Source organism: Marichromatium bheemlicum (assembly GCF_012276755.1).
Taxonomy (GTDB): domain Bacteria; phylum Pseudomonadota; class Gammaproteobacteria; order Chromatiales; family Chromatiaceae; genus Marichromatium; species Marichromatium bheemlicum.
On sequence record NZ_JAAXKX010000016.1, the window covers coordinates 46,689 to 71,989 of the forward strand.

Below are 25,301 nucleotides of genomic sequence, written 5' to 3' on the forward strand. Positions count from 1 at the left end.
ACCAGCGACCAGCGACCAGCGACCAGCGACCAGCGACCAGCGACCAGGGCATTGAACCGCCAAGATACCGTCTTGCCCGTCAATCGCCGATCATGCACACCAGCCTCGCCGACTGGAGGCTGGATGCTGATTCGAACCGCAAAGCCGCAAAGCACGCAAAGGAGAGGTAGAGCCTCCAGCGACCAGCCTCCAGTCACCAGTGGATGTGCATCCTCGGCAGCAGCACGGCCTGCCATCACCTTGGCGCCGGTGTTAGAGGACCAGCGACCACTGGCCGCTGATCACTGAAACTTGAACACCTTCGCACCCTTTGCGACTTGGCGGTTCAATCCTCCCGGCTGGCGGCTGGCGGCTGGCGGCTGGCGGCTGGCGGCTGATGGCTTGAATCCCTTCGCGCCCTTTGCAGCTTTGCGGTTCAAACTACCTGGCGGCTGGCAAGCGCCAAGCGGCGGCACTCATCCGCGGGCGCGGGTGATGGTCTCGTAGGCGCGGCGGATCTCCTGGGTCTTCTGCGAGGCGGCCTGGATCTGCGCCTCGCTCACCCCTTGCGAGACCAGCTTGTCGGGGTGGTGCTGGCTCATCAGCCGCCGATAGGCGCGCTTGACCTCGGCGTCGCTGGCCCGGGCACGGACGCCGAGCACGGCATAGGCACGCGAGAGCGGTAGCTCGCGCCGCGGCGCCGCACCCGGCCCTGCGGAGGCGCCACCGGCATCACGGACCCGTCGCTGTAGCGAGACCAGCAGCTCGATGCGCCGATAGGCGCCGTTGGAGACCTCGAGTCCACGGCGGATGGCCTCGAGCGCGGCGCGCTGGGCACGCGACGGAGGCCCGTCGACATAGGCCATCGACAACGCCACCTCGAGCAGCAGATGCAGCAGAGGCCCCTGGCCGGCGGCAACCTCGTGCAGCGCCCCGATCTCGGCGGCCAGGGCGAACTCCGGGGCCTTGCCGGCACTGAACAGGCCGATCGCTTGCTGGCGCTGTGGTGCGCCCAACCCCATCCGAGTCATCACCGATTCGGCATAGGCGATCTCGGCCTCGCTTACCCGACCATCGGCCTTGGCCACATGCCCCATGACCCGAAAGCCCGCCTCGAAGAAGCGCTGTTGGATACGCGAGCGCTGCTCCAGGGTCAGTCGATCCCCGCCCTTGTTGGCCCAGCTACGCTCGACCCCGCGGCCGAGGGCGGCGCCGAACAGGGCACCGAGCGGGCCGCCGAACACCAACCCGAGACCGCCGGCGACGGCCGTACCGAACCAGCGCATGCATGCACTCCGTAGATTGACGATGACGAGATCAGAATATCGGGCCGACCCCTACGTGATCGCAAGGTCCCGGCGCAAGCAGGCAAGCCTAGCATGATACGACCGACGCGATCGGCCCATCCACGCCGGGTTGCTAAGATGGGCCGTCATCCACCCGGGCCGCCCCGGGTCAGCCACAGGAGACCCAGATGCACTACAGACGACTCGGCCGCACCGACCTTGAGGTCAGCGCGCTCTGTCTCGGTACCATGACCTTCGGCGAACAGAACAGCGAGGCCGAGGCGCACGCCCAGCTCGACCGGGCCCGCGCCGCCGGGATCAACCTCATCGACACCGCCGAGGTCTATCCGGTGCCGCCCTGCGGCGAGACCCAGGGGCGTACCGAAACCTATATCGGCAACTGGCTCAAGCAGCGCGGCTGTCGCGATCAGGTGGTGCTCGCCACCAAGGTCGCCGGCCCCGGCGACTGGCTGGCGCACCTACCCCGGCGACTCGACCGACGTCACATCGTCACCGCCGTCGAGGACAGCCTGCGCCGCCTGCAGACCGAGACGATCGATCTCTACCAGCTGCACTGGCCGGATCGCCGGACCAACTTTTTCGGCCGGCTCGGCTACAGCCCCGCCGAGATCGACGACAGCGTACCGCTGCGCGAGAGCCTGGAGGCGCTCGCCGAGCTGGTACGCGCCGGCAAGATCCGCCATGTCGGCCTCTCCAACGAGACCCCCTGGGGGCTGATGCACGCCCTGGCGCTCGCCGAGCAGCACGGCCTACCCCGGGTGGTGAGCATCCAGAACCCCTACAACCTGCTCAACCGCACCTTCGAGATCGGACTCGCGGAGATCGCGCTGCGCGAGGACTGCGGTCTGCTCGCCTACTCGCCGCTGGCCTTCGGCGTGCTCACGGGCAAGTATCTCGACGGCCAGCGCCCGGCCGGGGCACGGATCAGCCGCTTCTCGCGCTTCAAGCGCTACAACAACCCCCAGGCCGAGACGGCCACCGCCGAGTACGTCGCCCTCGCCCGTCGCCACGGTCTCGATCCGGCACAGATGGCGCTGGCCTGGGTCAACACCCGCCCCTTCGTCACCAGCACCATCATCGGTGCCACCACGCTTGCACAGCTCGAGCACAACATCGGTAGCCTCGCAGTCGAACTCGACGCCGCGCTGCTCGCCGAGATCGAGGCGATCCAGACCCGCCAGCCCAACCCGGCCCCCTGAGTCGAATCCGGGCTCAGTCGAGCACCCCGGCGGTGGCGCACGCCGCCTCGATCAGGTCGTCGACACCGACCCGGGTGCACTTGAACCCAGCCAGCCGCACCGCCCGCGCGCTCGCCTCCGCCAGCGCGTGCCCACGCAGCAGGCCGTCGATCACTGCGGCGTTGAGACAGTCGCCGGCGCCCAGGCTGTCGACGACCCGCGCCAGCGGCCAGGCCGGGTGATGACGCGGCGCGGCGCCGGGCACCTGGCTCCAGGCACCGCCCTCGCCCCAGCCGAGCACCCAGCAGGCCCGTGGCGCCAGCGTGGCCAGACGCGCAAGCGCCCGCGCCGGCGGCTCGTCACCACCGTCGGCGCATACATAGTCGCGCCCGACCAGTACCAGGTCGGCCAACGCGGCCAACGACTCGATCCCGGGGCGCGCTTTCTCCAGCTCGACCGAGACCCGCGCCTGCGGACGCAGGCGTCGCACCCGACGCATCATCTCGGCGGTCTCGGCGGGGTTGCGGCCCTCGAAGTGCACCCAATCGAACCCGTCGAGCCCGACTCGGGCAAAACCGGCGACATTGAGCTCGGGGAGATCGCGATGATGGACGATGGTGCGACTGCCGCTGACGCGGCTGAGGGTAACGTAGGAGGTCGGGGTGGCGGCCCCGGTGATCCGTTCCACCGCGGCGAGCGCGATCCCGCGCCGCGCCAGGTCGGCGGCGATGAAGCGCCCCCCGGCATCGTCGGCCAGGGTGCCGCACCAGACGCAACGATGGCCGAGCTGCGCCAGCACCGCCAGGGTATTGGGGGCATTGCCACCACGCGCCTGGCGCTGTGCCAGGGCGCGCACCTCGGCGTCCTCGCTGGGATAGGCGGCCACCTCGTTGATCAGGTCGAGCGTGGCCACGCCAACGGCGAGCACCCGCGCGCCGAACTCAGAGATCACGGACGATGCGGAAACCGAGCATATTGAGTTGGGTCTCAGGGGCGAAGTGCTGGCGCGCATAGGTACGCATCGCCGTCGCCGGCTGATTGAAGGCACCGCCACGCGCCACCCGCTCAACACAGCCGCCATCGAGGCGCGGACGCCCGTTGTTCGGCGCACCCTGATAGCCGGCCACATAGCAGTCGAGGACCCATTCCATGGCATTTCCTGCGGTATCGAAAAGCCCGAAGGGACTGGGCTGCAGGCTACCCACGGGGGCGGTCGAGCGCCGGTCCCAGCGGCTGCCGCAATCGAAGCACACCGCCCGTCCCGGCTCCTTCCCGAAGCCCCACCAATAGGAGCCGCGCCCACCGGCCCGAGCCGCATACTCCCATTCGGCCTCACTCGGCAGACGATAATGATAGCCGCTCTCGCGCGAGAGCCAGGCGGCGTAGGCGCGGGCGTCCTCCCAGCTAACATCGACCACCGGACGCGTGCCCCGTCCCCAGCCCTGGTCGTCCGGCAGACGCCGTCCGGTAGCCTGGGCGAAGCGGTCGTACTCGGCGAAGGTCACCTCGTAGGCACCGATCAGGAAGGGCCGCAGCGTCACCTGATGGGCCGGCATATAGTCGGTCCGCGCGAGCGAGTTGTAGCCCATGCGGAAGCTGCCCCCCGGCAGCTCCACCAGTTCGGGCCCGAAGCTGCCATCGCTCAAGCGGTCCCGGCGCAGCAGCGGCATCTGCGCCGCACGCGGCACCTCGGTCGCAAGCGGCGCCGGCTCCTCGACCGGGGCCACGCGCCGCTCGGGCGGGGGCGCCTTGAGCGAGCGTGGCGGCTCGGCCCAGATCAGCTCGGCGGGCTGATCCGAGAACGACATCCCCGAGAACCAGTAACGCAACTGCGGTAGGAACACCGCGAAGCTGACCAGCGCCAGCACCAGCAATACCAGCCCGATCACCAGCCGCCCCTCGCGCGGGCGACGCGAATACCCCTGCAGCTCGGGGGGCAGTGTCGGCGCCGGGCCTGCCGGCACGCGCGGCGGCGGTGGGGGCGGGGTTGGCGGCGCCGTCGCCGCCGCAGTCGGCGAGGGACTGACCGGCGGCGGGGGCGGCGGGGGCGGCGGGGGCGATGCGGCGCCATAGGCGCGCTTCTGCAGCCAGGCCATCTCGCGACGCATGCGCTCGAGTTCGAGCTGGGTCTGGCGTAGCGAGCTGTCCCGCTGCTCGAAGGCCTGCTGCAACCCGTCAAAGGCGAGGTTGCGGTCCTCGAGCTGGTCCTCGAGACGTTGGCACTCGTCGGTGATGCGCCCGAGCGCCTGCTCCTTCACGCTCAGCGTCTGGCGCAACAGGGTTAGCTCTTGCTGTAGCGCCAGGCGCTCGGTCTCTGAGGCAATGCTCTCCTCAACGGCCTGCTCGCGGGCGGCCAGACGGCGGTTGAGTCGTTCGATCTCACGAGCGGCCTGTTCGCGCATCTGCTCGAGCGAGTTACGCAAACCCCGGGCCTCGCCGGCTCCGCTCTCCTCGGTTGGTTCGGACATGAGTGAATCGTCGTCGTTCTTGAGCAATGCGCCCACCGGCCCCGGTATCGGGAACGGCGAACGCCACCGGACACCCATTGTCCGGGCACCCACCCGGTTTTACCAGATGGACGAAGGAACCTTGCCCTCGCGCGTTGGTCATCCTTTTCCGCTACTCTGAGCCTCCGTGTCAACAACGAGCCTGTTTCAAGTGATGTCCCCGGCCTTCAAGGAACACCCGCTGCGTCATTCGGTGACCGCCGAGTTGCACGCGCGCACCTTCGACCCGCTGCCCTCCCCCGCTCGCGTCTTCCACCTCGCCGCCATCTGTGGCGAGCGTGGCAGCGGCGAGAACGTCGAGCACCTATTGCGACTGCTCGATTACTTCGGTGTCCGCCGGCCCGAGCGGGTCGGTCAGTATTATGCAGTCGATCTCGCCGACGGGCTGCGGCTACGCTGGGAGCGTCACACCGAATTCGTGACCTATACCATCAGCCGTCACGAACGCTTCAACCACCCCTTCACCGACCCGCTGATCAACGAGCTGCCACAGGACTGGCTGCGCGAGATCCCGGGACAGGTGGTCACCGCCACCGCGCTGGCGCTGGAGTCGTGCGAGATGCCCGAGCGCGGCAGCAACGAGCTGCTGGCGTTGTTCGAGGGCAACCCCTTCATCGGTTCCGAGGTCGTCGGTGGCGCGAGCCGCGCCTGGTCGGACCTGCGCATCCACAGCGACGGCTATTCGCGCATCCTGCTGCGCGACTGCGGACTGTCGGAGAATCAGGCCGGGCGCCTGGCCAAGCGCATCCTCGAGATCGACGCCTACCGCGCAATGGCACTGCTCGGGCTGCCGGCGGCGCGCGAGGCCACGCGCGCGCTGAGCGAGGCCGAGCGGCGTCTGGTGGCGCTGGCAGCACGCATGACCGAAGGCAACGATCACACCCGCGGCGCCAGCGAGAGCGAGCTGCTCGCCGAGCTCACCACCCTGGCCACCGAGATCGAGACCATCGCCGCGCGCACCATCTATCGCTTCGAGGCCTCGCGCGCCTACTACCGCATCGTCCAGCAACGGCTCGAACAGCTGCGCCAGCGCCGGATCGAGGGACTGCAGACCTTCACCGAGTTCCTCGAGGCACGGCTGGCCCCGGCAATCGCCACCTGCGACTCCACCCGCGAGCGTCAGCAGGACCTGGCCAAGCGTGCAGCACGACTGGCGAGCCTGCTGCGCGCACGCGTCGAGGTCGACCTGCAGCACCAGAACCGCGGGCTGCTCGAGTCGATGGACCGACGCGCCCGGATCCAGCTACGACTGCAGGAGACGGTCGAGGGGCTCTCGGTGATCGCCATCGGTTACTACGGCGTCGGTCTGGTCGGCTATGCCCTCAAGGGGCTGGAGGCGCAGGGGCTGCTGCCGATTGATGCCAGCCTCGGCATGGGCCTGTCGGTGCCGATCGTGGTCGGTGCCGCCTGGCTCGGACTCAAGCGCATGAAACAACGCCTGCTCAACGGTCACTGAGCAGGGTTCGCGATAATTCAGGAATCGGCGGCGGCGAGCAGCGGGCGCAGCGACAGGGTGCCACCGCGCAGGACCACCTCCATGTGCTTGAGGTAGGACATGCCGAGCAGCGCCTCCTCGCCCTGCATGTTGGGCAGCACCGTGGCCTTGACATCGGTCACCACCAAACCACCGACCTCGACCTGATCGAGGGTCGCATGCCAGGTTGCGACATTGCCGTTGCCGGTCTTGCTGTAACCGCCGCGCTTGAGCCTCAACCCCAAGCGCTGAGCGAGCATATAGGGCATGGCGACATCGGCCGAACCGGTGTCGACGAGGAAATCGACCGCCTGACCGTTGATCCGGCCAGTGGTGACGTATTGATCAACCTGGTTGGGCTGGAGCACCACCTCAGGCACCCCGTCGGGGCCGAGATAGGCGACTGGTTTTGGATTGGGATTGTGGCGCTGACCGAGCTGGGCTCCGATCAGACCAACGAGGGTCAGCACCGCGACCAGTAGCAGCAGCGACCCGAACCGCTGACGCAGGCGCACGGGGGTGGCGATGGAGACGAGCGAAGATTTCATCACGAGCATGTCCCTGGACGAACTGAGGGCTGCGAGGCGCGACCTCGCCGACGTCCGGACCGGGATCGGCCCCGGACTGCAGCGTCTCGCCCGAGGCGGACGCGGCCGGGGCTGGAGTGTAGCGCAAGCGCGCGACGGACGCCCTCAGCGGTGGTATTCGCCACTACGCTCGGGCTGGTAGAGCACCTCCTCGATACAGACCCGCATCAGATTGCCGCCGGGCCGCGGCCAATCGATCTCATCGCCCTCGGAGAGACCGAGCAGCGCGCTGCCGACCGGGGCGAGGATCGAGACGGTGCCGCCCTCGGGGTCGACGTCCTTGGGGTAGACCAGGGTCAACACGAAGGTCTCGTTGGAAGAGGAGACCCGCACCCGAACCTTGGAGTTCATGGTCACCACGGTCGCGGGCATCTGCTCCGAGTCGATGATCTCGGCGCGCTCGAGTTCTTCCTCGAGGTTGTCACGCCCGGGCACGCCGTCGCTGGGCAGGGAGTCGAGCAGCCGCTGCAGACGCTCGAAGTCGGTTTCTGAAACGATCAGGGATGGTTTCTGGCTCACGTTGTCATCTCGATGGAAAAGGCCAAACCGAGCCCCCGCTCACGGGGCGCTCGACATCAGGGTTCGGGGACCGCGGCGGATGCGCCACGCGGCCCCGGATTGGTGCAGCGTTCGCTGCCCGTGCCAGCCCATCCAGGCCGGCCCACGGTCGAGCACGCCACCGATCGGCGGCGTCTCGGCAGGACAGGGCGCCGCGACTCAACCCGGCGGCGGTCTCAGGGTCAGGGTCTCGCCACGCTGGACGAGTTCGAGACGCCCGAGGAAACTCATCCCCAGCAACACCTCGTTGCCGGACATGTTCGGCAACACGGCGGCACGCACGTCGTGCGCGATCAGGCCGCCGAGTTCGACGCGAGCCAAGCGCGTACGCCAGACCCGCACCTCGCCATTGGCGGTCCGACTGATCCCCCCGGGACGCAGCTCCAGCCCCAGACGTTGCGCCAATGCCAGCGGCAAGGCGACGGCGGTGGCTCCAGTATCGACCAGGAAGCGCACCGGCTCACCATCGATCCGGCCATCGGCGACATAGTGCCCGGCACGATTGCGCTCGAGCACCACGCCGGGAGTGCCGTCCGAGTCGACGAAGAGCCGCGGCGGCGGTGCCCGATCATGCTCGAGCAGACCACCGAACAACAGCGCCAGCAGCCCGAGCGCGACCACCCAGGCGGCCAACAGCATCACCCGGCCGATGCGCTGGGGCTGCTCATCGGCTCGTGACATCAGTATCCGAGGGCCGGGAGGAGGACACGGGATCTGGGGATCGAGTCAGGCGGGCGCCTCAGCGGCACACCCACCGGCATCCGACCGCCCCGCCGCCACGCGAGGCCAGCGACGGCGGCCCAACATCCGGGGACGGGACCAACAACCATCGATGTGCGCACGACATGTCGATCCTCCCTTCGCGCGTGAATGAGACGGGCCAAGCGCCCTGCCCGAGGTTGCCAACAGGCGCGGGCAAAAGCAAGCCGACCACCACGCCACGATCTAAGGATCAGTCGCCAGAGCACGACCCCGGCCACTTGCCAGTGGCGGCACCCGTTCAGCGCAGCCGGTCGAGACCGGCGCAACGCGCGACATGCACCACCGTGACCGCAACCTCGCCCCCGGCCACGCCGAAGCGCGCTATCGGATCAGTAACGCACGCAGCGCCCGCGCTGGCCCAGCGCCAACCCCGGAGGACAGGGGCGTCCCTCGGCGGGCGGGGCATAACGACGCGGTGGCGGCGGACGACGGGCAGCGTTCTCGGCATCGATCAGATAGCCGCCGAGGGCACCGGCGCCGGCGCCGATCAGCGCACCCTTACCGGCATCGGCACTCAGCGAACCGATCGCCGCGCCGGTGGCCGCCCCCATCAGTGCGCCACCCGTGGTGGCGCGACCCGGCTGGTTGGCGCAGCCAGCCAGGCAGAGCACGGCGAGGATCGATAACGCGGAAACACCGATTCGAGCAGACATAGCACAAGGACCTCCGAGGTGGCGACAGGATCAGCGACGGAAATGGCGGCGCTTCATCAGATAACGCAGTCGTGTCATGGTGGCCTGGTTGAAACGACCGGTCACCGCCAAACCGTGATGACGTTGGAAGCGCTTGAGCGCAGCTCGAGTGGCAGGACCATAGACCCCGTCTGCGGGGCCGGGGCGGTAACCGAGCTCCTGGAGTGCAACCTGCCCACGCTCGACCGTGGCCGACGCGGCGTGCACCGGCGCACCGAGCACCACCAGACAGAGGATTGCGGACAGGATGGCGAGACGCGACGGAGTACTGCGCATGGGGCTCCTCATGGTTGGCAAGACTGGACCGGAATGATCCGTGGCCACGGGGCCACGGTGAACCCAGGCAGTCTAGCCTCCCCACCCCTGCGATTGAAGACGACGCCGGGACGAGACGCAGCAGGCGCGCCCCGCCCCGGCCATCACCTCAGCACTCAGCGATTTTCCTTGGTCTTGTTGGTGAACGAGCGCACCGTCCCGACCACACGCTCCTGCAGCTCGCGCGCCCATGGCGGCTGCTGCCAGTTCCAGCCGATGATGATGCCGACAACCAGGAATAACAGGGCATACAACATGATGAAGCTCTCCCCATCAGTGACATGCAACACAATGGATGAAATACAACCACTCTTTTAGCAAGGTTGTAGACCTGAGATTAGCCTAAAAGCTCCCGCTTCGCTCAGTCGATCAGGCGAGCATCTTCAGCTCGACACCAAGCGACTCCAGCAGCAGCCCGGTGAGCGCTCCCCCGCAGGCGCCGCCAAGCAGTCCCGCCGGGACCTCGGCGAGGATGGCCTCGAAGGCGGCACCGGGGGCGGCATGCAGCCCTGCGGTGGTGCCACCGACGATCCAGACGCTGGCCCCGACCACGGCGGCGATCAACCCCGCCACCACCGGCGCCGAGAGCCCGGGCGGCAACCAGGCCGAGGCCCCCACCAGCCGCCGCACCGAGAATTGATAGATAGATCCGACCAGCGCCACCACGGCAGCGGCAAGCGCGAACATGCCGACCTCCACACCAGTGAGATCCAGCACCAGCGCCAACCCCGCGCCAGCCAGCAACCCGGCCAGCAAGCCGCTGAAGGTCTGCGCCAGTGGCCGTGCGCCACGACCGATCGCCCAGGCATAGAAGACCCCGACCAGCACCCCGGCGAGACCGGCGAGGCCGGCGATCAACGGCAACCGGACCTGGTGCCCGGTCGCGATCAGATAGGCGATCGAGGCCAGCACCCCGGCCATGGCACCGGCCAAAGCCACCGGCATGGCGCTGTAGAAGGCCGTCGTGGTCGTCGCGGCGATGGTCGTGGCGACCACCAACGCCAGCCACGCACTGTCCCCGACGCCGAGCAACAATTGATGCAGCCCCGCAAACAGGGCGCCGAACAGCGCCCCGGCGAGCCCCCAGACGAACAATCCCATGAAGATGGCCGTGGCCTTGTCCTGATCTCGCATTGACGCCCTCTCAACGAGCTGGATGCGAACGGGCGCCACTGGCGCCGCCCCCTCCGGGCAACGGCCGTAACCCTCGCCCCGGTGTCTGAGCCCAGCGCCGCGTCAAGGGCTGACGAGGCGTCTGCTCTTCTCTAAACTGCGCCCCATTGCGGTCATTTCGATCCCCCAGCGACGCATGTCCCAAACCACCGCCAACGGCACCAGACGCGAGATCGACGGCGACACCCGGGTGCACTACGACGGCTACTGGATCAAGTACTACGAGCCGCCCGCCGACACCCTCGAGACCAAGCGCCAGCTGATCCAGGCGCTGACCCGACGGCTGTTCAACCACGTCGAGCACGGTATCAACATCCCAGGCGCGCGGCTCGACGAGGCGCGTGCGGCCTATGAGGCCGAGGACGACCCGGCACGCAAACGCGTCAATGGCGCCATGCTCGCCGGCGCCCTATTCAACCGTGCCGCCGATATCTTCAGCTGTCTGGTCGAACTCCAGGCCACCGGGGTCGAGATCGGCCCCGACAACAGCCTGATGCGCGAGTGCGGGCACTACCTGCTCGAGGCCCTCGAACTCGGCAAGATCGTCCGTCACCGCGGCGGTGACGAGGGGATTGACGAACTCTGGGGCGAGCCATTCAAGGCCTTCTCGATGCCGATCGCCACCTTCTACGAGAGCCGCTACATCAAGATCGCCATGACCATGCGCGACATCGACCGCATCGCCACCGCGATCCGGTCGGGCTTCGCTGCCAGCCGTCAGTTCCCGGATATTGGCGCGCGCATCGACCCACTGGCCGAGACGGCCAAGCGCAAGTGCGAGATCCTACGCACCGATCCGAGCATCTTCGAGGTCTGGCCGGCCTTCGCCGTCGCCAGTGACCGGCTCTGCGAACTCGAGCCCCAGATTCCGGCAAACGCCGGCACCCTAGCCATCCGCGAGGCACTCGAGGGCTCGCGACTGCTGTGCGAGGGCGCCGAGCTGATCCGCTTCATTGTCCGCGCGCGCGTCCCCATGCCCAAGAGCACCCACGAGTACATCGACCGCTGCGTCCAGTTCCGCCAGACCTTCTTCGGTCCGACTGCGGACGAGCGCAAGAGCCCAAGCACCACCCACTGAGCCGATCCTGCCCCATGCTCGTTTATCTTCACGGTCTCAACAGTTCCAGTCGTTCGTTCAAGGCCGATTTCCTGCGCCAACGACTCGCCCCCCATCGGGTCGTAGCGATCGACTACCCCGCTCATCGCCCCGATGCGGCGGTGACCCGCCTCGCCCACTTTTTCAGCAACCTCGATCATCCGGCACCAGCGGTCGTCGGCAGTTCCATGGGCGGCTTCTACGGGCAGTATCTGGCGCGACGTTTCCGTTTCTCGCACCTCTATCTGATCAACCCCGCGCTCACCCCCTGGGACTTCTTCGATGAGTACGCCGGCCAGACCATGACCACCGCCACCGGCGAGCGTTATCAGGTCACCCGCGAGCAGACCGAGCAGACCCGCCGCTATGGCATCGATTGCCCCTGCGACGGGGTTCCGACCACGGTCTTCCTCGATCGTGGCGACGAGGTCATCGACCACCGCATCGCCGAGCGTCGCTACGGGGCCTGCGGTGGCAACGCCCGGGTATTGGCCTGGGACGGCGGCGATCACGCCTTTCAGCACCTCGAGGCGGCGGTGACGCTGATCCGCGCCCAGCTCGACGCCAGCCAATCCGACTGAGCCGCGCTCAGTGCGCCTCGACGAGCTGACCGACGATGCGCAACCCGGCGATATAGGTCCCGAGCGCCGAGCCCAGGGAGCTGAGTAGGAACACCAGGAACACCCGCGAGACCCGGTTGCGCCACCAGCCACGAAGCGAGGCGACGTCGTCGCGTAACCGACTGAAATCACCGACGCTGGGGTTACGCACCGACAACTCCACCGCGCCCGTGACCATGCCGGCGCCGATGGTAGGATTGAGCGAGGTCAGGGGAGCGGCGACAAAGGCCGAGAGTACGGTCAGCGGGTGCGCGGCGGCGAGCAGCGCGCCGAGTGCCGAGAGCCCGCCGTTGATCACCACCCAACTGGCCACCAGCTCCCAGCCGAGCTCCGGGCTCACCGCGAAGCCATAGCCGAAACCGGCGAGGATCAGCGCCACCAGCACCCAGGGCAGGCGGCGCGGCCAGGGGTTGGGCGGCGGCAACTGCTCGAGCGTGGCGGTCACACGTTCTGGCGGCTCCGTCTCCTCGCTCAGGCAGCGACCGATACCACGCAGGTGTCCGACCCCGATCACCGCCAGCACCCGTGTGGCGCCGGTGCGCTCGGCCTCGCGCCGCAGCTTGGCGGCCATGTAGCGATCGCGCTCCTCGATCAACGGCTGGTAGAGATCGCGACGATCGCTGGCGAACTCGGCGAAGGTAGTCTCGAGGACATCGCCCTCCTTGAGTCGTTCGACCTCGTCCTCGGTGACCTGCTCCGAGGTCACCATCGCCGCCAACAGCCCGGTGAACAGGGTATAACGACGCCACCAGCTGAGGTTGGCCGAGATCCGTCGCAACGTCGTCCCGATCTCGCGATCGATCAACAACACCGGCAGATCACGTTCAGCGGCCAGACGCAGCGCCATACGCTGCTCGGCACCGGGCTCGATGCCGAACTGGTCGGCGAGACGCTGTTGATAGGCCGAGAGCGCGAGGTTGGCGACCACCATATAGACCCGGTTCTGGCGGATCACCGAGAACAGATCCATGCGCGAGAGCGACTTGGGATCGAGCACCGCCTTGTGTCGACTACGACAGAGCTCCACGGCAACGGCGTCATAGTCACCGCTGCGGATCAGACGACGCACCTGCTCGGCGCTCACCCGCGAGACATGGGCGGTGCCAAGTAGGGTGTAGTGGACCCCGTCTCGGACGATTTCGTGATTGGGTTCGGCGATCTCGGGCATCAGGGGTTCACCGCAGGCTGGAAACAAGTAAGGACGCCGACACCAGCCACTCCCTGGGCGATATCGGCACGGAACTCGGGCATATTCGGGTGATACGGCGGACGTGGACACCCGCGGCGCGCGGCTCGGTGTCGCAGGGCCATCGGCACCATCCCCACCCCGGGGTGGCGCAAACGATCGGCGCGGGTACCGCAGCCCACTGCACCGGCGAGGGGCGGCATCATACCCCCGCGCTCGCGGATTGGTCGAACGCGCCCGATGGCTTATCATCGCTCAACGGTGCAGTCATCGAGCCCGGAGTCCACATGCTGCCTCGCCCCTCGCGTCTCCATCTCATCGCGCTGATCCTCGTCGGGGTCACCCTGGCCGCTCTCACCAGTGGCTGTGCCTCGGTCGAGAAGGACAAGCGTCACAACGCCTTGCAGGCGGCCACTTACCGCTACCACACCGCCATTCGCTGGAGCTATTTCGATACCGCCTATGGTCTACTCGACCCCGAGCTGCGCGCCGAGGAGCCGATGCCCGATCTCTCCGGCATCCGCGTCACCGGCTATGAGGTCATACGCCCGCTGACCCTCCCCGACGAGAACAGCGCCGAACAGCTGGTGCTGATCGATTATCTGCACGAGGACACCCAGGTACTGCGCCAGGTCAGCGATGCCCAGACCTGGCGCTGGGACGCCGAGCGCGAGACCTGGTGGCTGCACTCCGGATTGCCAGACTTCGAGCGACCGGCCAGTGCCATACGATGAGTGAGGAGCTGAGCTTCAACCCCGCCGCCCGACTACTGTTGGTCGCCGGCGCCTTCGTGGTGGTGATCGCCGGGATGCAGGCGGCCTCGTCGCTGATCGCCCCCTTCCTGCTGGCGGTGTTCATCGCGGTGATCGCCAGCGCACCGCTCGGCTATCTACGCCGCCGCGGCCTGCCCAACGGGTTGGCACTGATCGCGGTGATGCTCGGCCTGGTCGGGATCGGGGGGATCGTCGGGCTGCTGGTGGCCGGTTCGCTCGGCGGTTTCGAGGCCAGCCTGCCCGAATATCAGGAGCGACTCAAACAGCTCACCGGTGAACTCGTCGGCTGGCTCCACGGCATCGGCATCCACACCTCGCGCGAGGCACTGCAGACCTATATCGACCCGGCCCGAGCCCTGGGGTTCGCCGGCGAGCTGATCTCGGGCCTCAGCGGGGCACTGACCAACACCCTGCTAATCCTGCTCACCGTGGTCTTCATCCTGCTCGAGGCCACCAACCTGCCGGCAAAACTCACCCTCGCGCTCAAGACCCCGGAGGCCTCGATCGCACGACTCAAGCACGTGCTCGACAGTGTCAATCACTACATGGGGTTGAAGACCGTCACCAGCCTCGGCACCGGGGTGGCGGTCTGGGTCTGGTTGGCGGCGCTCGGGGTCGACTTTGCGGTGCTGTGGGCGGCGGTCGCTTTCTTGCTCAACTTCGTGCCGACCATCGGCTCGATCCTGGCAGCGATCCCGGCGGTGCTGCTGGCACTGGTCCAGCTCGACCTGCAGAGTGCGCTCCTGGTGGCACTCGGTTACGTGCTGATCAACACCCTCGTCGGCAACATCCTCGAGCCCCGGATCATGGGTCGCGGGCTCGGGCTCTCGACCCTGGTGGTGTTCGTCTCCTTGGTGTTCTGGGGCTGGGTGCTGGGGCCAGTCGGGATGTTCCTCTCGGTGCCGCTGACCATGTCGCTGAAGATCGCGCTCGACGCCAACCCACAGACCCGTCCGATCGCGATCCTGCTCGGCCCCGAGGTCACCAACAGCAGCCTAGATCCCCATACGCACACCCCATGAACCTACCTCAACCGCAACGCCCTCGACGCACGCAGCGCCACTCGGTCTCGACCAGGACCACCAGGCGTTCGACAGCGAGCCGCTGCGCCGGGGTCAACCCGGGGCACAGCCGCTGCAGCGCCGCTGCCCCGGCGTGGGCCTCGGCAAGGCGCGCGGCGGCGACATCGGCGCGAACCTGTACCATCCGCGCATGCAACTCGCGTAGCTGTGCGGCATCGGCGGGACCCGACGACTCACCGCAGCCACCGAGCAACAGGCTCGACAGCAGCACCCAGCAGCAGCGTGACCGGGTGGTGATCGACCAGGGGGTGGGATGGACGCGCTGTTGACGCTGGTGCTGCTGGGCACCCTCGCCGGGCTCTGGGTCGACGGGCTGCGCGCGCGCGAGCGTGCACTCATGCTCTGTGCCCGGGGCTGCGATCAGCGCCACCTGCAATTGCTCGATCAGACCGTGGCGTTGCGCCGGATCCGACTGTGCTGGGGGGCCGGCGGGCTGCGCCTGCGGCGTGTCTATCGGTTTGAGTTCACCGAGGTGGGCGAAGTCCGGCGCAGCGGCTATCTGGTGCTGCGCGGGATCGCCCTCGAGGAGCTGAGCTTCGGCCTGCCGGCGCGCGCGGAGGACGCCTGAGACCAAGGCCGCCTCACTTGACGATCTTGAGGGTCGGACCGCCCTTGCCCTTGGTGGGACGCGGCGGCGTCTCGTCACCAGCGCCATCGCTGCTCGCCACCGGGCGCAGGCTCGGCCCGCTCGTTGACGGCTGCTCATCCTCGAGCAGCAGCTCCTCATCAGGCTCCTCGGGCTCGGGGAACACCATGCCCTGACCGTTCTCGCGAGTGAAGATCCCGATCACCGCATCGGCCGGGATCAGCAGATCGCGAGCAACACCGCCGAAGCGCGCATTGAACTCGATCCACTCGTTGCCGATCAGCAGGTTGCGCGTCGCCGAGGGGGAGATATTGAGGACGAGACGGCCGTCCTCGGCGAACTCCATGGGGACGCGCATCCCCGGATAGCTGACATCGACGACCAGGTGCGGGGTCATGTCGTTGTCGAGGATCCACTCGTAGATAGCGCGGATCAGATAGGGTTTGGTCGAGGTCATAGGTATCGATCTGGTCTTGGAGAGCTGGTCTTGCCGATGAGGAGCGGGGTCGGGGGACCCGATGACGGAGTGGAGACCCGGCGCGCGAGGCCGCACGCCTGCGAGGCCGGACGGGGCCTCCAGTTTAGCGCCACGCCCCGACCACCGACAAGGGTAGCAGCCACCACCGGGCCGGGGTGGCTCGACGGGCGACCGACGGTCGGCTCAGGCGGCCCGGGTGACCATCTCCTTCTCGGCCTCACTGAGGCTCTGGCGGAAGGCATCGGTAGAGAAGATCCGCTGCATATAGGCACGGATCGGGGCACACTGCGCCGGCAGCTCGATACCGAGACGCGGCAGGCGCCACAGCAACGGGGCCACGCAGCAGTCGACGATGGAGAATTCGTCGCTCATGAAGTAGGGATGGGCGGCGAACACCGGAGCGGTCACGATCAAGCTCTCGAGCAGCTCCTTGCGCGCCTGCGTCGCCTCCTTTTGCTCACCCATCGCGATACGTCGCATCAGCGAATACCAATCGCGATCGATGCGGTACATGAACAGGCGTGCATTAGCCCGCGAGACCGGATCGACCGGCAGCAACGGCGGGTGGGGGAAACGCTCGTCGAGATACTCCATGATGATCTGCGACTCGTAGAGACGCAGGTCGCGATCGACCAGGGTCGGGACCGTGCCATAGGGGTTGAAATCCATGACCTCGTCGGGCAAGTCGTGGGCGTCGACGTCGACCACGTCGACGCTGATTCCCTTCTCGGCGAGGACCATTCTCACCCGGTGGCAATAGGGACAAACAGGATCCGAATATAGCGTCATCACAGCTCGTCTGCTCGCAGCCACTGCCATTCTTCCCTTCTCCAGCGCATCGGCTGAGCCCGGCAGGGCTCCAAAGTGTCAATGTCGCCAGCCAAGTCCCTGGCAGCGACAACCGCCAGCCCCGCGCGAAGACCGCGCCATGCGCGCGTATCCACGCGACACCGTCATGGCGCGCGCACCGTGCCCAGCGGCACCTGCAAACGCACACCAATCAAATCAGTATACTCCGACCGGGTAGTGCCGGGGTGTTTTTTCGTACTGACGGCTCGACAACACCCTCTCGGCATGCTATGCGCAAACGACGAGGCCCGCCACCCCTGCGAGTGGCGGGCCTCGTCGATCACGCGACCGAGAGTCGCGTGGTCGAGTTCCACTGGTCGAAGACTAGTGGATGTCCTTCCAGTATTCCTTCTTCAGGAAGTAGGCGATGAGGAAGAACACGCCGAAGAACAGCAGGACATAGAGCCCCAGACGCTGACGCTCGAGCTTCATCGGCTCCCCGGCATAGGTCAGGAAGGCGGTGATGTCGCGCACCATGGTGTCGTATTCCTCGGGCGAGAGCGAGCCCTCCTCGACCAGCTCGACACCAACCGGAACCGCCTCGCCGCCGTCGTGCGGCTCGGACATCACCGGCTGCTGCACCCCCTGGAGACCGCCGAGGACGTGCGGCATGCCGACCAGCGGGAAGAGCACGTTGTTGACGCCGTAGGGACGGGTGTCATCGACGTAGAAGCTCTTCAGATAGGTGTAGACCCAATCGGGCGAACGCCAGCGCGTCACCAGGGTGAGGTCCGGGATTGCGGTACCGAACCACTTCTCGCCGTCCTCGGGACGCATCGAGTTGGTCATCAGATCGCCGGGCTTGGCGTCACCGAAGAGCAGGTTCTCGCGCAGCGAGATCTCGTCGATGTCCAGGTCCGCGGCCATGCGGTTGTAGCGCATGTACTGCAGCGAGTGACACCCCATGCAGTAGTTCATGAAGTACTTGGCACCACGCTGCAGCGAAGCGGTGTCGTGCAGATCGATATCGGCATCTTCCAGGTGCGCAGTCTCGGAGGCCATGAGCATGGCCGGCGAGAGCAGCAGCAGGGTGGCGATGATCAGTTTTCTCATGAGGTCACCCTCTCAGGAACGGGCTTGGTCTTGTCCAGCGAGCTGTAGATCGGCATCAACAGGAAGAAGGCGAAGTACAGCACGGTGAAGATCTGCGACAGCAGCGTGGAGAGATCCGAGGCCGGGCGCATACCGAGCCATGCCAGCACCACGAAGGACACCGCGAAGATGCCCAGGGCGACCTTGAAGATCGGCCCCTTGTAGCGGATCGACTTGACCGGGCTACGATCGAGCCAGGGCAGCAGGAACATGATCAGGATGGCACCGAACATCACCACCACGCCGGGGAACTGCGAACCCCACATCGGCGGCACCGCACGCAGCATCGCGTAGTAGGGGGTGAAGTACCACACCGGGGCGATGTGCGCCGGGGTCTGCAGCGGATTGGCCGGCTGGAAGTTCGGGGCCTCAAGGAACAGCCCGCCCATGGTCGGCGCGTAGAACACCACTAGCGAGAACAGGGCCAGGAAGACAGCGACGCCGACCAGGTCCTTGACCGTGTAGTAGGGGTGGAAGGGGATGCCATCGGCCGGGGCCTTTTCGTCCCAGCGGTTGCCCTTGGGGCCCTTCTTGATCTCGATACCGTCGGGGTTGCTGGAGCCGACGTGATGCAGCGCGACGATGTGCAGGAACACCAACGCGGCGAGCACGAAGGGTAGCAGGAAGTGGAAGGCGAAGAAGCGGTTGAGGGTAGCGTCGGAGATCACATAGTCACCACGCACCCACACCGAGAGGTCCTCGCCGATGCCAGGCACGGCGGCGAAGAGGTTGACAATGACCTGTGCACCCCAGTAGGACATCTGGCCCCAGGGCAGCAGATAACCGAAGAAGGCGGTCGCCATCATCACCAGGTAGAGCACCAGGCCGATCATCCACAGCAGCTCGCGCGGCTTGCGGTAGGAGCCCCACATCAACCCGCGGAACATGTGCAGGTAGATGAGGATGAAGAAGGCCGAGGCACCGGTGGAGTGCATGTAACGGATCAGCCAGCCCCAGTCGACATCACGCATGATGTACTCGATCGAGGCAAAGGCCTCGGCCGAAGAGGGCTTGTAGCTCATCGCCAGCCAGATGCCGGTGACGATCTGGAGCACCAGGGTGAGCAGCGCCAGCGAGCCGAAGATGGACCAGAAGCCCATGTTCTTCGGCGCGTAGTACTCGGCAACGTGCGCACGCCAGGTCTTGGCCAGCGGGAAACGCTGGTTCAGCCAGTCGAGGTTTTCAGTCTTTTCCGCGCTCATCAGGCAGCTCCTCCATCCTCACCGATGAGGATGGTGGTGTCGTTGAGGTAGGTGTGCTTGGGGATGACCAGGTTGGTCGGGGCCGGCACACCCTTGAAGACGCGTGCCGCGAGGTCGAAGCGCGAGCCGTGGCAGGGGCAGAAGAAGCCACCCTTCCAGTCGGCGCCGAGGTCTTCGGGGGCGAACTCGGGGCGGTAGGTCGGCGAGCAGCCGAGGTGGGTGCAGATCCCGATGGCGACCAGATACTCGGGCTTGATCGAGCGGGTCGCGTTCTGGCAGTACTCAGGCTGCTGGGGCACCTCGGAGGCGGGATCGACCAGCTTGGGGTCGTTGCTCGCCAGCGCCTCGAGCATCTTCGGCGTGCGGTGCACCACCCACACCGGCTTGCCGCGCCACTTGACGCGCAGCAGCGCGCCAGGTTCAAGCTTGCTGACATCGGCCTCGACCGGCGCACCCGCGGCCCGAGCGCGTGCGCTCGGATTCATGGATGAGACGAACGGGACGAGAGCGAAGCCGGCACCGACGGCACCGACCGCGCTGGTCGCAGCGACGAGTACTCGTCGCCTCAGTTTATTCACGCCTTGCGCGCTCATAGGCTAGCTACCCCCGACTGGTGCGGAGGCTGCCAACAGCTTCAGGCAGACACCACACGCAGATTGGACGAAAGGTTTAGATGGAAGATAAGAATGTGACGATTGGCTACAAAACCGACCGCGCATTTTCTTCGAACTTGACGCGACGGGTCAAGAAAAACTCGAAAAAGTCGCCATTTTACCACATTCGATGCAACCGAGACTCAGGCCGGGTTGGCGATTTCGACGAATTGATGACGCAACCCGAGGTGCGCGGCGACCCGCTCACCGAGCGCCTGGACCCCATAGCGTTCGGTCGCGTGATGACCGGCCGCCAAATATGAGAGACCGAGTTCACGGGCCAGGTGCGTGGTCTGTTCTGAGATCTCGCCACTCAAGAACAGATCGACCCCCAACTCCGCCGCCAGTTCAATATGGCCCTGGCCACCGCCGCTGCACCAAGCCACGCGAGTGACCTGTCGCGCCGTCTCGCCGACCAACAGTGGCGCACGCCCGAGCCGCTCGGCGACCCGTGCAGCAACGGCCTCGGGCGCGAGCGGCGCGGCCAGACGACCACTCCACAACAGCCCGCCGGCGGCCGTCGGCGACGCCTCCAGGAACCCCAGTTCATTACCCAGGGTGGCGTTATTACCGACCTCGGCATGGGCATCGAGCGGCAGATGATAGGCGATCAGACTCATCCCTGCCTTGAGCAGCGTCCTTGCGCGACGCGCCTTGATTCCGGTCAAGCAGGGCGGCTCATTCTTCCAGAACCAGCCGTGATGGACCAGGATGGCGTCGGCACCGAGGTCGCAGGCGGCCTCGATCAACGCCGCGCTCGCGGTCACTCCGCTCACCAGGAGCTCGATCTCGCGCTCCCCCTCGACCTGTAATCCATTGGGACAGTAGTCGGCAAAGGCCGACGCATCGAGCAGCTGATCGCAGAAGGCGACCAGCTCGCGTGGCTTGCACATCACGCACACCTCATGAGGTTCGTTGCTACGGACCGGCAGCGGCGCCAGCGACGCGCAGCGACGCCAGCGACGCGCAGCGACGCGCAGCGACGCGCAGCGACGCCCCGACGATCGGCAGACACCCGGCAGACGCGCCTGGCACGGACTGGCAGACACCGTCACCAACAAGCGCTACAGCGATACGGACACGACCGCTCACGGCCGATAGGGGCAGGAACCCCTAAACCATAACATTACCGCGCTATTTTGGGCGTATTTTTTGCTCCCGTACTGGTAGAATCTCGGCCCTAAGGATCTGCCCAGATAACAACGAGACGCACGAAGCGGCCACGACCGCCTCGAACGTCGACAACGACGACGCCCGTAGTCCCAGGAAGTACCCTGACGTCGTCCAAGACAACCAAAAATCAGGCGATCGTGCATGGGACGCTGAACGCCGCACAGACAGCAGTCCGCAGACCATGCACGCACAGGTCCCCCGCTCGTCGGCCGAACAGGCCTTCCCCCCGCCTCACGCCCGCGGTGGCTATCGCAAGATCAACGCCGCCGTCAGCCTGACACTCAACATCACCGTCGCCGCGCTGTTACTGCTCTGCACCGCACCGCTACTGATCCTGATACCGATCGCGATCAAGCTCGCCGACGGCGGCCCGGTGTTCTACTCCAGCATCCGTCTCGGCCGCCACAAGCGCCGCTTCGCGATGTACAAGTTCCGGACCCTCAAGCCCGACGCCGATCGCGTCATCGGCGCCACCCTGCTCGGGCGCGGACAGCAGCTTGAGACCCCGATCGGCCACTTCCTGCGCGAGACCCGGATCGACGAGCTACCGCAGCTCATCAACGTCATCAAGGGCGACATGGACCTCATCGGCCCTCGCCCCGAGCGCCCGGAGATCTACGAACGACTGTGCCGCGACATCCCCGGCTACGACCTACGCTTCCAGACCCGCCCGGGGTTGATCGGCTACGCCCAGCTGTTCACCCCGCACGGCAGCCCCAAGCGCATCCGCTCGCTGATCGACAGCTTCTACCTGATTCGCAACCAGCGCATCGGCAACGACCTGCAACTGCTGCTCTATGCCCTGTGGACACTGGGACTGCGCTTTCTACGCGCGCTGTTCGGGGCGGTGCGGCAGCGACTCAGCCGCGACCGCGTCCACGAGGAGCGCCGTCTACGTGAGCGCATTGCCCCGAGCGATGCCCTGGTGCGACTCGAGGGCCGCCAGGACTGTCGTTGCACGCTGCTCGACCTCAATGACGAGGCGGTACTGGTGCGCTGCCCGCCTGGGCACCAACTACCGAGCGGGACACTGCAGCTACAGCTCGAACGCGAGGCCGATCACCACGGCAGCGGCGCCGTGAAGCGTCGCATCGTGCACTGCCGGGGTGAGTTGACCATGCGTCGCCCCAGCCCAGGGCTGGCGGGTTATCATGACTGCGTGTTACAGATCCAGCCGGTGACGCCGCTGAACGCGTTCAAGCTGCAAAAATACTTCCTACTCTCGAGCCTCTGCTAAATTGCGGTATCGACCTCAACCCGAACCTCAGGCAGGCCCTCCGCTATCATTGACCGATAGCGGACGCACCTTGGAGATGGATGCATCCATGACCCCTCCCCACTCACCATTGAGCGTTGAAGCCTCCGCCCCCGACGAACGCGCGCCGGGTCTTCTCGAAACGGAATCGCAAACGCTCCCGAACGCCGCCATGACGGCCGATCCCAAGACGCAGGACGCATCGACCCCATCCATCCCCGAAGCCCCGGGCAGCGCCGTCGACGAGGACAGCGCAGCCACGCCGACCGAGCCACTGCAGGCACAACCAAGCGCAGCGGAAGCCACACCTGAGGCCACACCAGACGAGGCCACGGTACCCACCACCCCACAGCATGTCATGCCCGGGCGGTTACACCTCGACACCCGCCGCCTGCCTCAACCCGAGGACGACTCGCGTCCCTGGTTCCTGTTCATCGCCATCGACCAGGCCACCCGCTGGGTGTTCGTCCGCGTCACCCACGAGATTAGTCCGGCGGCCACCCGCGCCTTCCTCAAGACCCTGCTCAAGACCAGCCCGATCCTCATCCGCGAGCTGGTCGCTGCGACGCCATCGGAGCAGGACGAACCATCCGAGGCCGCAGCGCTCCCCGGCCCCGAGGCACTCGCGCGGCTGTGCGCCAACCTCGACATCGACCACCACGTCGATACCGCCGAACCACCACAGACAACAGTGCTAATGCACGCCTTCGACGCCCTGCTCGAGGCGCACCTGGGCGACGAGAGCGCCGGCGACGCACACGCTGCCCAGACACTCAAACAGGCGCTGCGTCAGGTCGCGCGCGACTACAATCATCGACAACCACAACCGATCCTCGGTGAACACACCCCGACCCAGGCGCTCAGCAAGTGGCACCGCGAGCATCCCGAATGCTTCGTCGCCCGCCGCCGACGCCCCGACACCTCGACCCAGCAGACCACCGCGCGCCGCGTGGAGCCAACCCCACCCACGAGGTCGCCAGCCGCCGAGGACAACGCCGCGCGCAGCGCCGGCGCCACCGCACCTGAGCCACTCACCCCCTTACAGCTCGCGCGCACGCTCAATCGCAACGCCGTCGCCTCGAGCCTGATCCGGCTGCGCCAACAGCCACCGCTCGACTCCCTGCTGGTGAGCAGCTGCAACGACGGCGCCGGCAAGACGACGGTCGCCCTGCAACTGGCCTATGCCGGGGTCCACGACATCGGTCTGCGCATCCTGCTGATCGATGCCAACCCCACCAACCCCCAGCTCGCCAGGCTGTTCGACACCGACGAGGGCCCTGGGCTGTGCGAGTTCTTCGCCGGTCAAGCCGAGCCTGACGAGGTCATCCGCCCCACCCAGACCCCAGGCCTCGACCTCGTCACCCTGGGGCTGCACCAGCGCGACATGCTGGTGCGACAGGACCCACAGCGGCTGCGCGCTCGCCTCGATGCGTTGCGCAACGCCAGCACCGAGCGCTACGATCTGCTCCTGGTCGATGGCCCCAGTAGCCTCGGCGATCAGGACCTGGCGATCGGAGCAACCGCCTTCGACGGCGTGGTCCTGGTGATCGAGAGCGAGCGCACCCGCTGGGAGGTGATGCAATATGCACAGGACAGGTTGCAGTCGGCCGGCGCCAGACTGCTCGGCGCGGTACTGAACAAGCGCAAGTACTACATCCCCAGGGGGCTGTATGCCTGACTCCAGATCCCAACACCGCGCAGCGCAAGCCCTGTCGCTCCTGCTCCTAGCGGTCCTGGCGCTGCTCACTGGCTGTGCCCAGCAGCAGACCACCCTCGACATCGACGAGGAGGTAGTGGTCGCGCGTCAATCCTTCTCCTTCTCCGAAGGCGAGAACTTCGACCTGATGCCGAAGTACACCATCTCCCCCGGCGACACCCTCGATGTCCTCTTTCAGATCCGCACCTGGCTGGAGAAGGACACCTTCCGTATCTCGGTCGACCACACCGTTGCGGTCAAATTCATCTACACCCCCGAGCTCAACGAGGAACAGCTGGTCCGCCCCAACGGCATGATCAGCCTGCCCTACATCGGCGAGTACTATGTCGTCGGCAAGAGCCCGAAGCAGGTCGAGCAGGAACTGAAAAAGGCCTACGCCGGCATCCTCAAGGAGCCCGAGATCTACGTCCAGGTCCCCGAGTTCCAGTCCGCCATCAAGGAACTCAAGCGCGACCTGCACACCGCCCCGCGTGGGCTCAGCCGCCTGGTGACCGTCCGACCCGACGGCTATGTGACCTTCCCGATGGTCGGCGAGGTGATGGCCGCCGGACGCACCATCAAGGAACTCAATACCGAGCTCAACCGCGACTACGAAAAGCTCATCTCCGGGCTGCACGTCGACCTCTTCCTCGAGCGTCACTCCGGTTCGCTGGTCTATGTGCTCGGCGCGGTCAAGGAGCCCGGCGCCTTCACCATCGTCAAGCCGATCTCGGTGGCCCAGGCACTGGCACTGGCTGGCAGCTATGGCGATGATGCCCAGCTCGACTCGGTGATCGTCGCCCGCCACCATCAAGGCAAGGTGATCGCCACCCGTATCGACCTCAGCCGCTCCGGGGCCCTCGGTGGGCGTGGGGCGATGTTCTATCTGATGCCCGACGACCTGGTGTTCGTGCCCCGGACCCGCCTCAGCGAGACCGCGCAGATCGCCAGACAGGTGAGCGAGGCGCTGATGTTCCGCGGCTGGCACATCACCGTCGACAGCATCTCGATCGACGAACTCTGACCTG

At 66.6% G+C, this 25,301-nt stretch carries 28 protein-coding genes; 10 read left to right on the forward strand and 18 right to left on the reverse strand.

Annotation, left to right across the window (positions count from 1 at the left end; all coding sequences use genetic code 11):
• Window positions 1–455: 455 nt before the first annotated feature.
• Complete coding sequence (gene djlA / locus HF203_RS11605; protein ID WP_168669863.1) at window positions 456–1,265, reverse strand: co-chaperone DjlA; 810 nt, start codon at window positions 1,263–1,265, stop codon at window positions 456–458.
• Between the two features lie 188 nt (window positions 1,266–1,453).
• Between djlA and HF203_RS11610 the strand changes: the two genes are divergently transcribed.
• On the forward strand, window positions 1,454–2,485 hold the full coding sequence (locus tag HF203_RS11610) for an NADP(H)-dependent aldo-keto reductase (protein ID WP_168669865.1): 1,032 nt from the start codon (window positions 1,454–1,456) through the stop codon (window positions 2,483–2,485).
• 13 nt (window positions 2,486–2,498) lie between these two features.
• On the opposite strand, the gene HF203_RS11615 is transcribed toward HF203_RS11610, so the two are convergent.
• Both HF203_RS11615 and HF203_RS11620 read right to left on the reverse strand, forming a co-directional pair.
• The gene (locus HF203_RS11615) at window positions 2,499–3,416 is read right to left on the reverse strand and encodes a PfkB family carbohydrate kinase (RefSeq protein ID WP_343043913.1); all 918 of its coding nucleotides are present in this window, start codon (window positions 3,414–3,416) and stop codon (window positions 2,499–2,501) included.
• Window positions 3,406–4,932 (reverse strand): formylglycine-generating enzyme family protein, encoded by a 1,527-nt coding sequence (locus HF203_RS11620; RefSeq protein ID WP_168669876.1) that lies wholly within the window; start codon window positions 4,930–4,932, stop codon window positions 3,406–3,408. The genes HF203_RS11615 and HF203_RS11620 overlap by 11 nt, the downstream gene beginning before the upstream one ends.
• A 193-nt stretch (window positions 4,933–5,125) precedes the next feature.
• Here HF203_RS11620 and HF203_RS11625 point away from each other — a divergent pair, with 193 nt between their 5' ends.
• The gene (locus HF203_RS11625; RefSeq protein WP_168669878.1) at window positions 5,126–6,427 is read left to right on the forward strand and encodes a DUF3422 family protein; all 1,302 of its coding nucleotides are present in this window, start codon (window positions 5,126–5,128) and stop codon (window positions 6,425–6,427) included.
• Window positions 6,428–6,444: 17 nt separating this feature from the next.
• Here HF203_RS11625 and HF203_RS11630 read toward each other — a convergent pair whose 3' ends face one another.
• The 7 genes from HF203_RS11630 to HF203_RS11660 all read right to left on the reverse strand — a co-directional run bounded on the left by HF203_RS11630 (window position 6,445) and on the right by HF203_RS11660 (window position 10,493).
• On the reverse strand, window positions 6,445–6,993 hold the full coding sequence (locus HF203_RS11630) for a retropepsin-like aspartic protease family protein (protein ID WP_168669880.1): 549 nt from the start codon (window positions 6,991–6,993) through the stop codon (window positions 6,445–6,447).
• 144 nt (window positions 6,994–7,137) lie between these two features.
• Window positions 7,138–7,551 (reverse strand): nucleoside diphosphate kinase regulator, encoded by a 414-nt coding sequence (rnk, locus tag HF203_RS11635; RefSeq protein ID WP_168669882.1) that lies wholly within the window; start codon window positions 7,549–7,551, stop codon window positions 7,138–7,140.
• Window positions 7,552–7,749: 198 nt separating this feature from the next.
• The gene (locus tag HF203_RS11640) at window positions 7,750–8,271 is read right to left on the reverse strand and encodes a retropepsin-like aspartic protease family protein (RefSeq protein WP_168669884.1); all 522 of its coding nucleotides are present in this window, start codon (window positions 8,269–8,271) and stop codon (window positions 7,750–7,752) included.
• A gap of 410 nt (window positions 8,272–8,681) precedes the next feature.
• Window positions 8,682–9,005: a YMGG-like glycine zipper-containing protein gene (locus HF203_RS11645; protein ID WP_168669886.1), complete on the reverse strand. Its 324-nt coding sequence runs from the start codon at window positions 9,003–9,005 to the stop codon at window positions 8,682–8,684.
• Window positions 9,006–9,035: 30 nt separating this feature from the next.
• Window positions 9,036–9,320: a peptidoglycan-binding domain-containing protein gene (locus HF203_RS11650; protein WP_246221750.1), complete on the reverse strand. Its 285-nt coding sequence runs from the start codon at window positions 9,318–9,320 to the stop codon at window positions 9,036–9,038.
• Between the two features lie 155 nt (window positions 9,321–9,475).
• Complete coding sequence (locus tag HF203_RS11655; RefSeq protein WP_168669890.1) at window positions 9,476–9,616, reverse strand: hypothetical protein; 141 nt, start codon at window positions 9,614–9,616, stop codon at window positions 9,476–9,478.
• 112 nt (window positions 9,617–9,728) lie between these two features.
• Entirely contained in the window at window positions 9,729–10,493 is a 765-nt protein-coding gene (locus HF203_RS11660) for a spermidine synthase (RefSeq protein ID WP_168669891.1), read from the reverse strand.
• Window positions 10,494–10,668: 175 nt separating this feature from the next.
• Here HF203_RS11660 and HF203_RS11665 point away from each other — a divergent pair, with 175 nt between their 5' ends.
• A complete protein-coding gene (locus tag HF203_RS11665) occupies window positions 10,669–11,610 on the forward strand; it encodes a hypothetical protein (RefSeq protein WP_168669893.1) in 942 nt (313 codons plus the stop codon).
• A gap of 14 nt (window positions 11,611–11,624) precedes the next feature.
• Window positions 11,625–12,209, forward strand: a complete 585-nt coding sequence (locus HF203_RS11670; protein WP_168669894.1) for a YqiA/YcfP family alpha/beta fold hydrolase — start codon at window positions 11,625–11,627, stop codon at window positions 12,207–12,209.
• Between the two features lie 7 nt (window positions 12,210–12,216).
• Here HF203_RS11670 and HF203_RS11675 read toward each other — a convergent pair whose 3' ends face one another.
• On the reverse strand, window positions 12,217–13,416 hold the full coding sequence (locus HF203_RS11675; protein WP_168669895.1) for a TraB/GumN family protein: 1,200 nt from the start codon (window positions 13,414–13,416) through the stop codon (window positions 12,217–12,219).
• Between the two features lie 305 nt (window positions 13,417–13,721).
• On the opposite strand from HF203_RS11675, the gene HF203_RS11680 reads away from it, so the two are divergent.
• Window positions 13,722–14,168 carry a hypothetical protein gene (locus HF203_RS11680; RefSeq protein WP_168669896.1) on the forward strand — a complete coding sequence of 149 codons (447 nt, stop codon included), beginning with the start codon at window positions 13,722–13,724 and terminating at the stop codon, window positions 14,166–14,168.
• Complete coding sequence (locus tag HF203_RS11685) at window positions 14,165–15,229, forward strand: AI-2E family transporter (RefSeq protein ID WP_168669897.1); 1,065 nt, start codon at window positions 14,165–14,167, stop codon at window positions 15,227–15,229. Before HF203_RS11680 ends, HF203_RS11685 begins: the two co-directional genes overlap by 4 nt.
• A 7-nt stretch (window positions 15,230–15,236) precedes the next feature.
• Here HF203_RS11685 and HF203_RS11690 read toward each other — a convergent pair whose 3' ends face one another.
• A complete protein-coding gene (locus HF203_RS11690) occupies window positions 15,237–15,500 on the reverse strand; it encodes a hypothetical protein (RefSeq protein WP_168669898.1) in 264 nt (87 codons plus the stop codon).
• 42 nt (window positions 15,501–15,542) lie between these two features.
• Here HF203_RS11690 and HF203_RS11695 point away from each other — a divergent pair, with 42 nt between their 5' ends.
• Window positions 15,543–15,857, forward strand: coding sequence for a DUF3301 domain-containing protein (locus HF203_RS11695; RefSeq protein ID WP_168669899.1), 315 nt, complete (start codon window positions 15,543–15,545; stop codon window positions 15,855–15,857).
• Window positions 15,858–15,870: 13 nt separating this feature from the next.
• Here HF203_RS11695 and HF203_RS11700 read toward each other — a convergent pair whose 3' ends face one another.
• The 6 genes from HF203_RS11700 to HF203_RS11725 all read right to left on the reverse strand — a co-directional run bounded on the left by HF203_RS11700 (window position 15,871) and on the right by HF203_RS11725 (window position 21,042).
• On the reverse strand, window positions 15,871–16,332 hold the full coding sequence (locus HF203_RS11700; protein ID WP_168669900.1) for a ClpXP protease specificity-enhancing factor: 462 nt from the start codon (window positions 16,330–16,332) through the stop codon (window positions 15,871–15,873).
• 204 nt (window positions 16,333–16,536) lie between these two features.
• Window positions 16,537–17,172, reverse strand: coding sequence for a stringent starvation protein SspA (sspA, locus tag HF203_RS11705; RefSeq protein WP_168669901.1), 636 nt, complete (start codon window positions 17,170–17,172; stop codon window positions 16,537–16,539).
• Between the two features lie 354 nt (window positions 17,173–17,526).
• Complete coding sequence (locus HF203_RS11710; protein ID WP_168669904.1) at window positions 17,527–18,255, reverse strand: cytochrome c1; 729 nt, start codon at window positions 18,253–18,255, stop codon at window positions 17,527–17,529.
• Window positions 18,252–19,496, reverse strand: coding sequence for a cytochrome b (locus HF203_RS11715; RefSeq protein WP_168669906.1), 1,245 nt, complete (start codon window positions 19,494–19,496; stop codon window positions 18,252–18,254). Before HF203_RS11715 ends, HF203_RS11710 begins: the two co-directional genes overlap by 4 nt.
• Window positions 19,496–20,089 carry a ubiquinol-cytochrome c reductase iron-sulfur subunit gene (petA, locus tag HF203_RS11720; RefSeq protein WP_168669908.1) on the reverse strand — a complete coding sequence of 198 codons (594 nt, stop codon included), beginning with the start codon at window positions 20,087–20,089 and terminating at the stop codon, window positions 19,496–19,498. Before petA ends, HF203_RS11715 begins: the two co-directional genes overlap by 1 nt.
• Before the next feature lie 203 nt (window positions 20,090–20,292).
• A complete protein-coding gene (locus HF203_RS11725) occupies window positions 20,293–21,042 on the reverse strand; it encodes a Nif3-like dinuclear metal center hexameric protein (protein WP_168669918.1) in 750 nt (249 codons plus the stop codon).
• A 461-nt stretch (window positions 21,043–21,503) separates the two neighbouring features.
• Here HF203_RS11725 and HF203_RS11730 point away from each other — a divergent pair, with 461 nt between their 5' ends.
• The 3 genes from HF203_RS11730 (at window position 21,504) to HF203_RS11740 (ending at window position 25,297) form a co-directional block, all read left to right on the forward strand.
• A complete protein-coding gene (locus HF203_RS11730) occupies window positions 21,504–22,559 on the forward strand; it encodes a sugar transferase (protein ID WP_168669920.1) in 1,056 nt (351 codons plus the stop codon).
• Between the two features lie 190 nt (window positions 22,560–22,749).
• Window positions 22,750–24,255, forward strand: coding sequence for a tyrosine-protein kinase family protein (locus tag HF203_RS11735; RefSeq protein ID WP_168669922.1), 1,506 nt, complete (start codon window positions 22,750–22,752; stop codon window positions 24,253–24,255).
• Window positions 24,248–25,297, forward strand: a complete 1,050-nt coding sequence (locus HF203_RS11740) for a polysaccharide biosynthesis/export family protein (RefSeq protein ID WP_168669924.1) — start codon at window positions 24,248–24,250, stop codon at window positions 25,295–25,297. The genes HF203_RS11735 and HF203_RS11740 overlap by 8 nt, the downstream gene beginning before the upstream one ends.
• Window positions 25,298–25,301 lie beyond the last annotated feature (4 nt).

Coding starts and splice junctions, on each gene's coding strand:
- HF203_RS11660 (WP_168669891.1), bottom strand. CDS start 10,493: ATGCGAGATCAGGACAAGGCCACGGCCATCTTCATGGGATTGTTCGTC.
- HF203_RS11715 (WP_168669906.1), bottom strand. CDS start 19,496: ATGAGCGCGGAAAAGACTGAAAACCTCGACTGGCTGAACCAGCGTTTC.
- HF203_RS11735 (WP_168669922.1), top strand. CDS start 22,750: ATGACGGCCGATCCCAAGACGCAGGACGCATCGACCCCATCCATCCCC.
- HF203_RS11740 (WP_168669924.1), top strand. CDS start 24,248: ATGCCTGACTCCAGATCCCAACACCGCGCAGCGCAAGCCCTGTCGCTC.
- HF203_RS11675 (WP_168669895.1), bottom strand. CDS start 13,416: ATGCCCGAGATCGCCGAACCCAATCACGAAATCGTCCGAGACGGGGTC.
- HF203_RS11710 (WP_168669904.1), bottom strand. CDS start 18,255: ATGAGAAAACTGATCATCGCCACCCTGCTGCTGCTCTCGCCGGCCATG.
- HF203_RS11640 (WP_168669884.1), bottom strand. CDS start 8,271: ATGTCACGAGCCGATGAGCAGCCCCAGCGCATCGGCCGGGTGATGCTG.
- HF203_RS11610 (WP_168669865.1), top strand. CDS start 1,454: ATGCACTACAGACGACTCGGCCGCACCGACCTTGAGGTCAGCGCGCTC.
- HF203_RS11625 (WP_168669878.1), top strand. CDS start 5,126: ATGTCCCCGGCCTTCAAGGAACACCCGCTGCGTCATTCGGTGACCGCC.
- HF203_RS11645 (WP_168669886.1), bottom strand. CDS start 9,005: ATGTCTGCTCGAATCGGTGTTTCCGCGTTATCGATCCTCGCCGTGCTC.
- HF203_RS11700 (WP_168669900.1), bottom strand. CDS start 16,332: ATGACCTCGACCAAACCCTATCTGATCCGCGCTATCTACGAGTGGATC.
- HF203_RS11725 (WP_168669918.1), bottom strand. CDS start 21,042: ATGTGCAAGCCACGCGAGCTGGTCGCCTTCTGCGATCAGCTGCTCGAT.
- HF203_RS11620 (WP_168669876.1), bottom strand. CDS start 4,932: ATGTCCGAACCAACCGAGGAGAGCGGAGCCGGCGAGGCCCGGGGTTTG.
- HF203_RS11685 (WP_168669897.1), top strand. CDS start 14,165: ATGAGTGAGGAGCTGAGCTTCAACCCCGCCGCCCGACTACTGTTGGTC.
- HF203_RS11730 (WP_168669920.1), top strand. CDS start 21,504: ATGCACGCACAGGTCCCCCGCTCGTCGGCCGAACAGGCCTTCCCCCCG.
- HF203_RS11655 (WP_168669890.1), bottom strand. CDS start 9,616: ATGTTGTATGCCCTGTTATTCCTGGTTGTCGGCATCATCATCGGCTGG.
- HF203_RS11665 (WP_168669893.1), top strand. CDS start 10,669: ATGTCCCAAACCACCGCCAACGGCACCAGACGCGAGATCGACGGCGAC.
- HF203_RS11695 (WP_168669899.1), top strand. CDS start 15,543: ATGGACGCGCTGTTGACGCTGGTGCTGCTGGGCACCCTCGCCGGGCTC.
- petA (WP_168669908.1), bottom strand. CDS start 20,089: ATGAGCGCGCAAGGCGTGAATAAACTGAGGCGACGAGTACTCGTCGCT.
- djlA (WP_168669863.1), bottom strand. CDS start 1,265: ATGCGCTGGTTCGGTACGGCCGTCGCCGGCGGTCTCGGGTTGGTGTTC.
- HF203_RS11680 (WP_168669896.1), top strand. CDS start 13,722: ATGCTGCCTCGCCCCTCGCGTCTCCATCTCATCGCGCTGATCCTCGTC.
- HF203_RS11630 (WP_168669880.1), bottom strand. CDS start 6,993: ATGAAATCTTCGCTCGTCTCCATCGCCACCCCCGTGCGCCTGCGTCAG.
- sspA (WP_168669901.1), bottom strand. CDS start 17,172: ATGGCAGTGGCTGCGAGCAGACGAGCTGTGATGACGCTATATTCGGAT.
- HF203_RS11670 (WP_168669894.1), top strand. CDS start 11,625: ATGCTCGTTTATCTTCACGGTCTCAACAGTTCCAGTCGTTCGTTCAAG.
- HF203_RS11650 (WP_246221750.1), bottom strand. CDS start 9,320: ATGCGCAGTACTCCGTCGCGTCTCGCCATCCTGTCCGCAATCCTCTGT.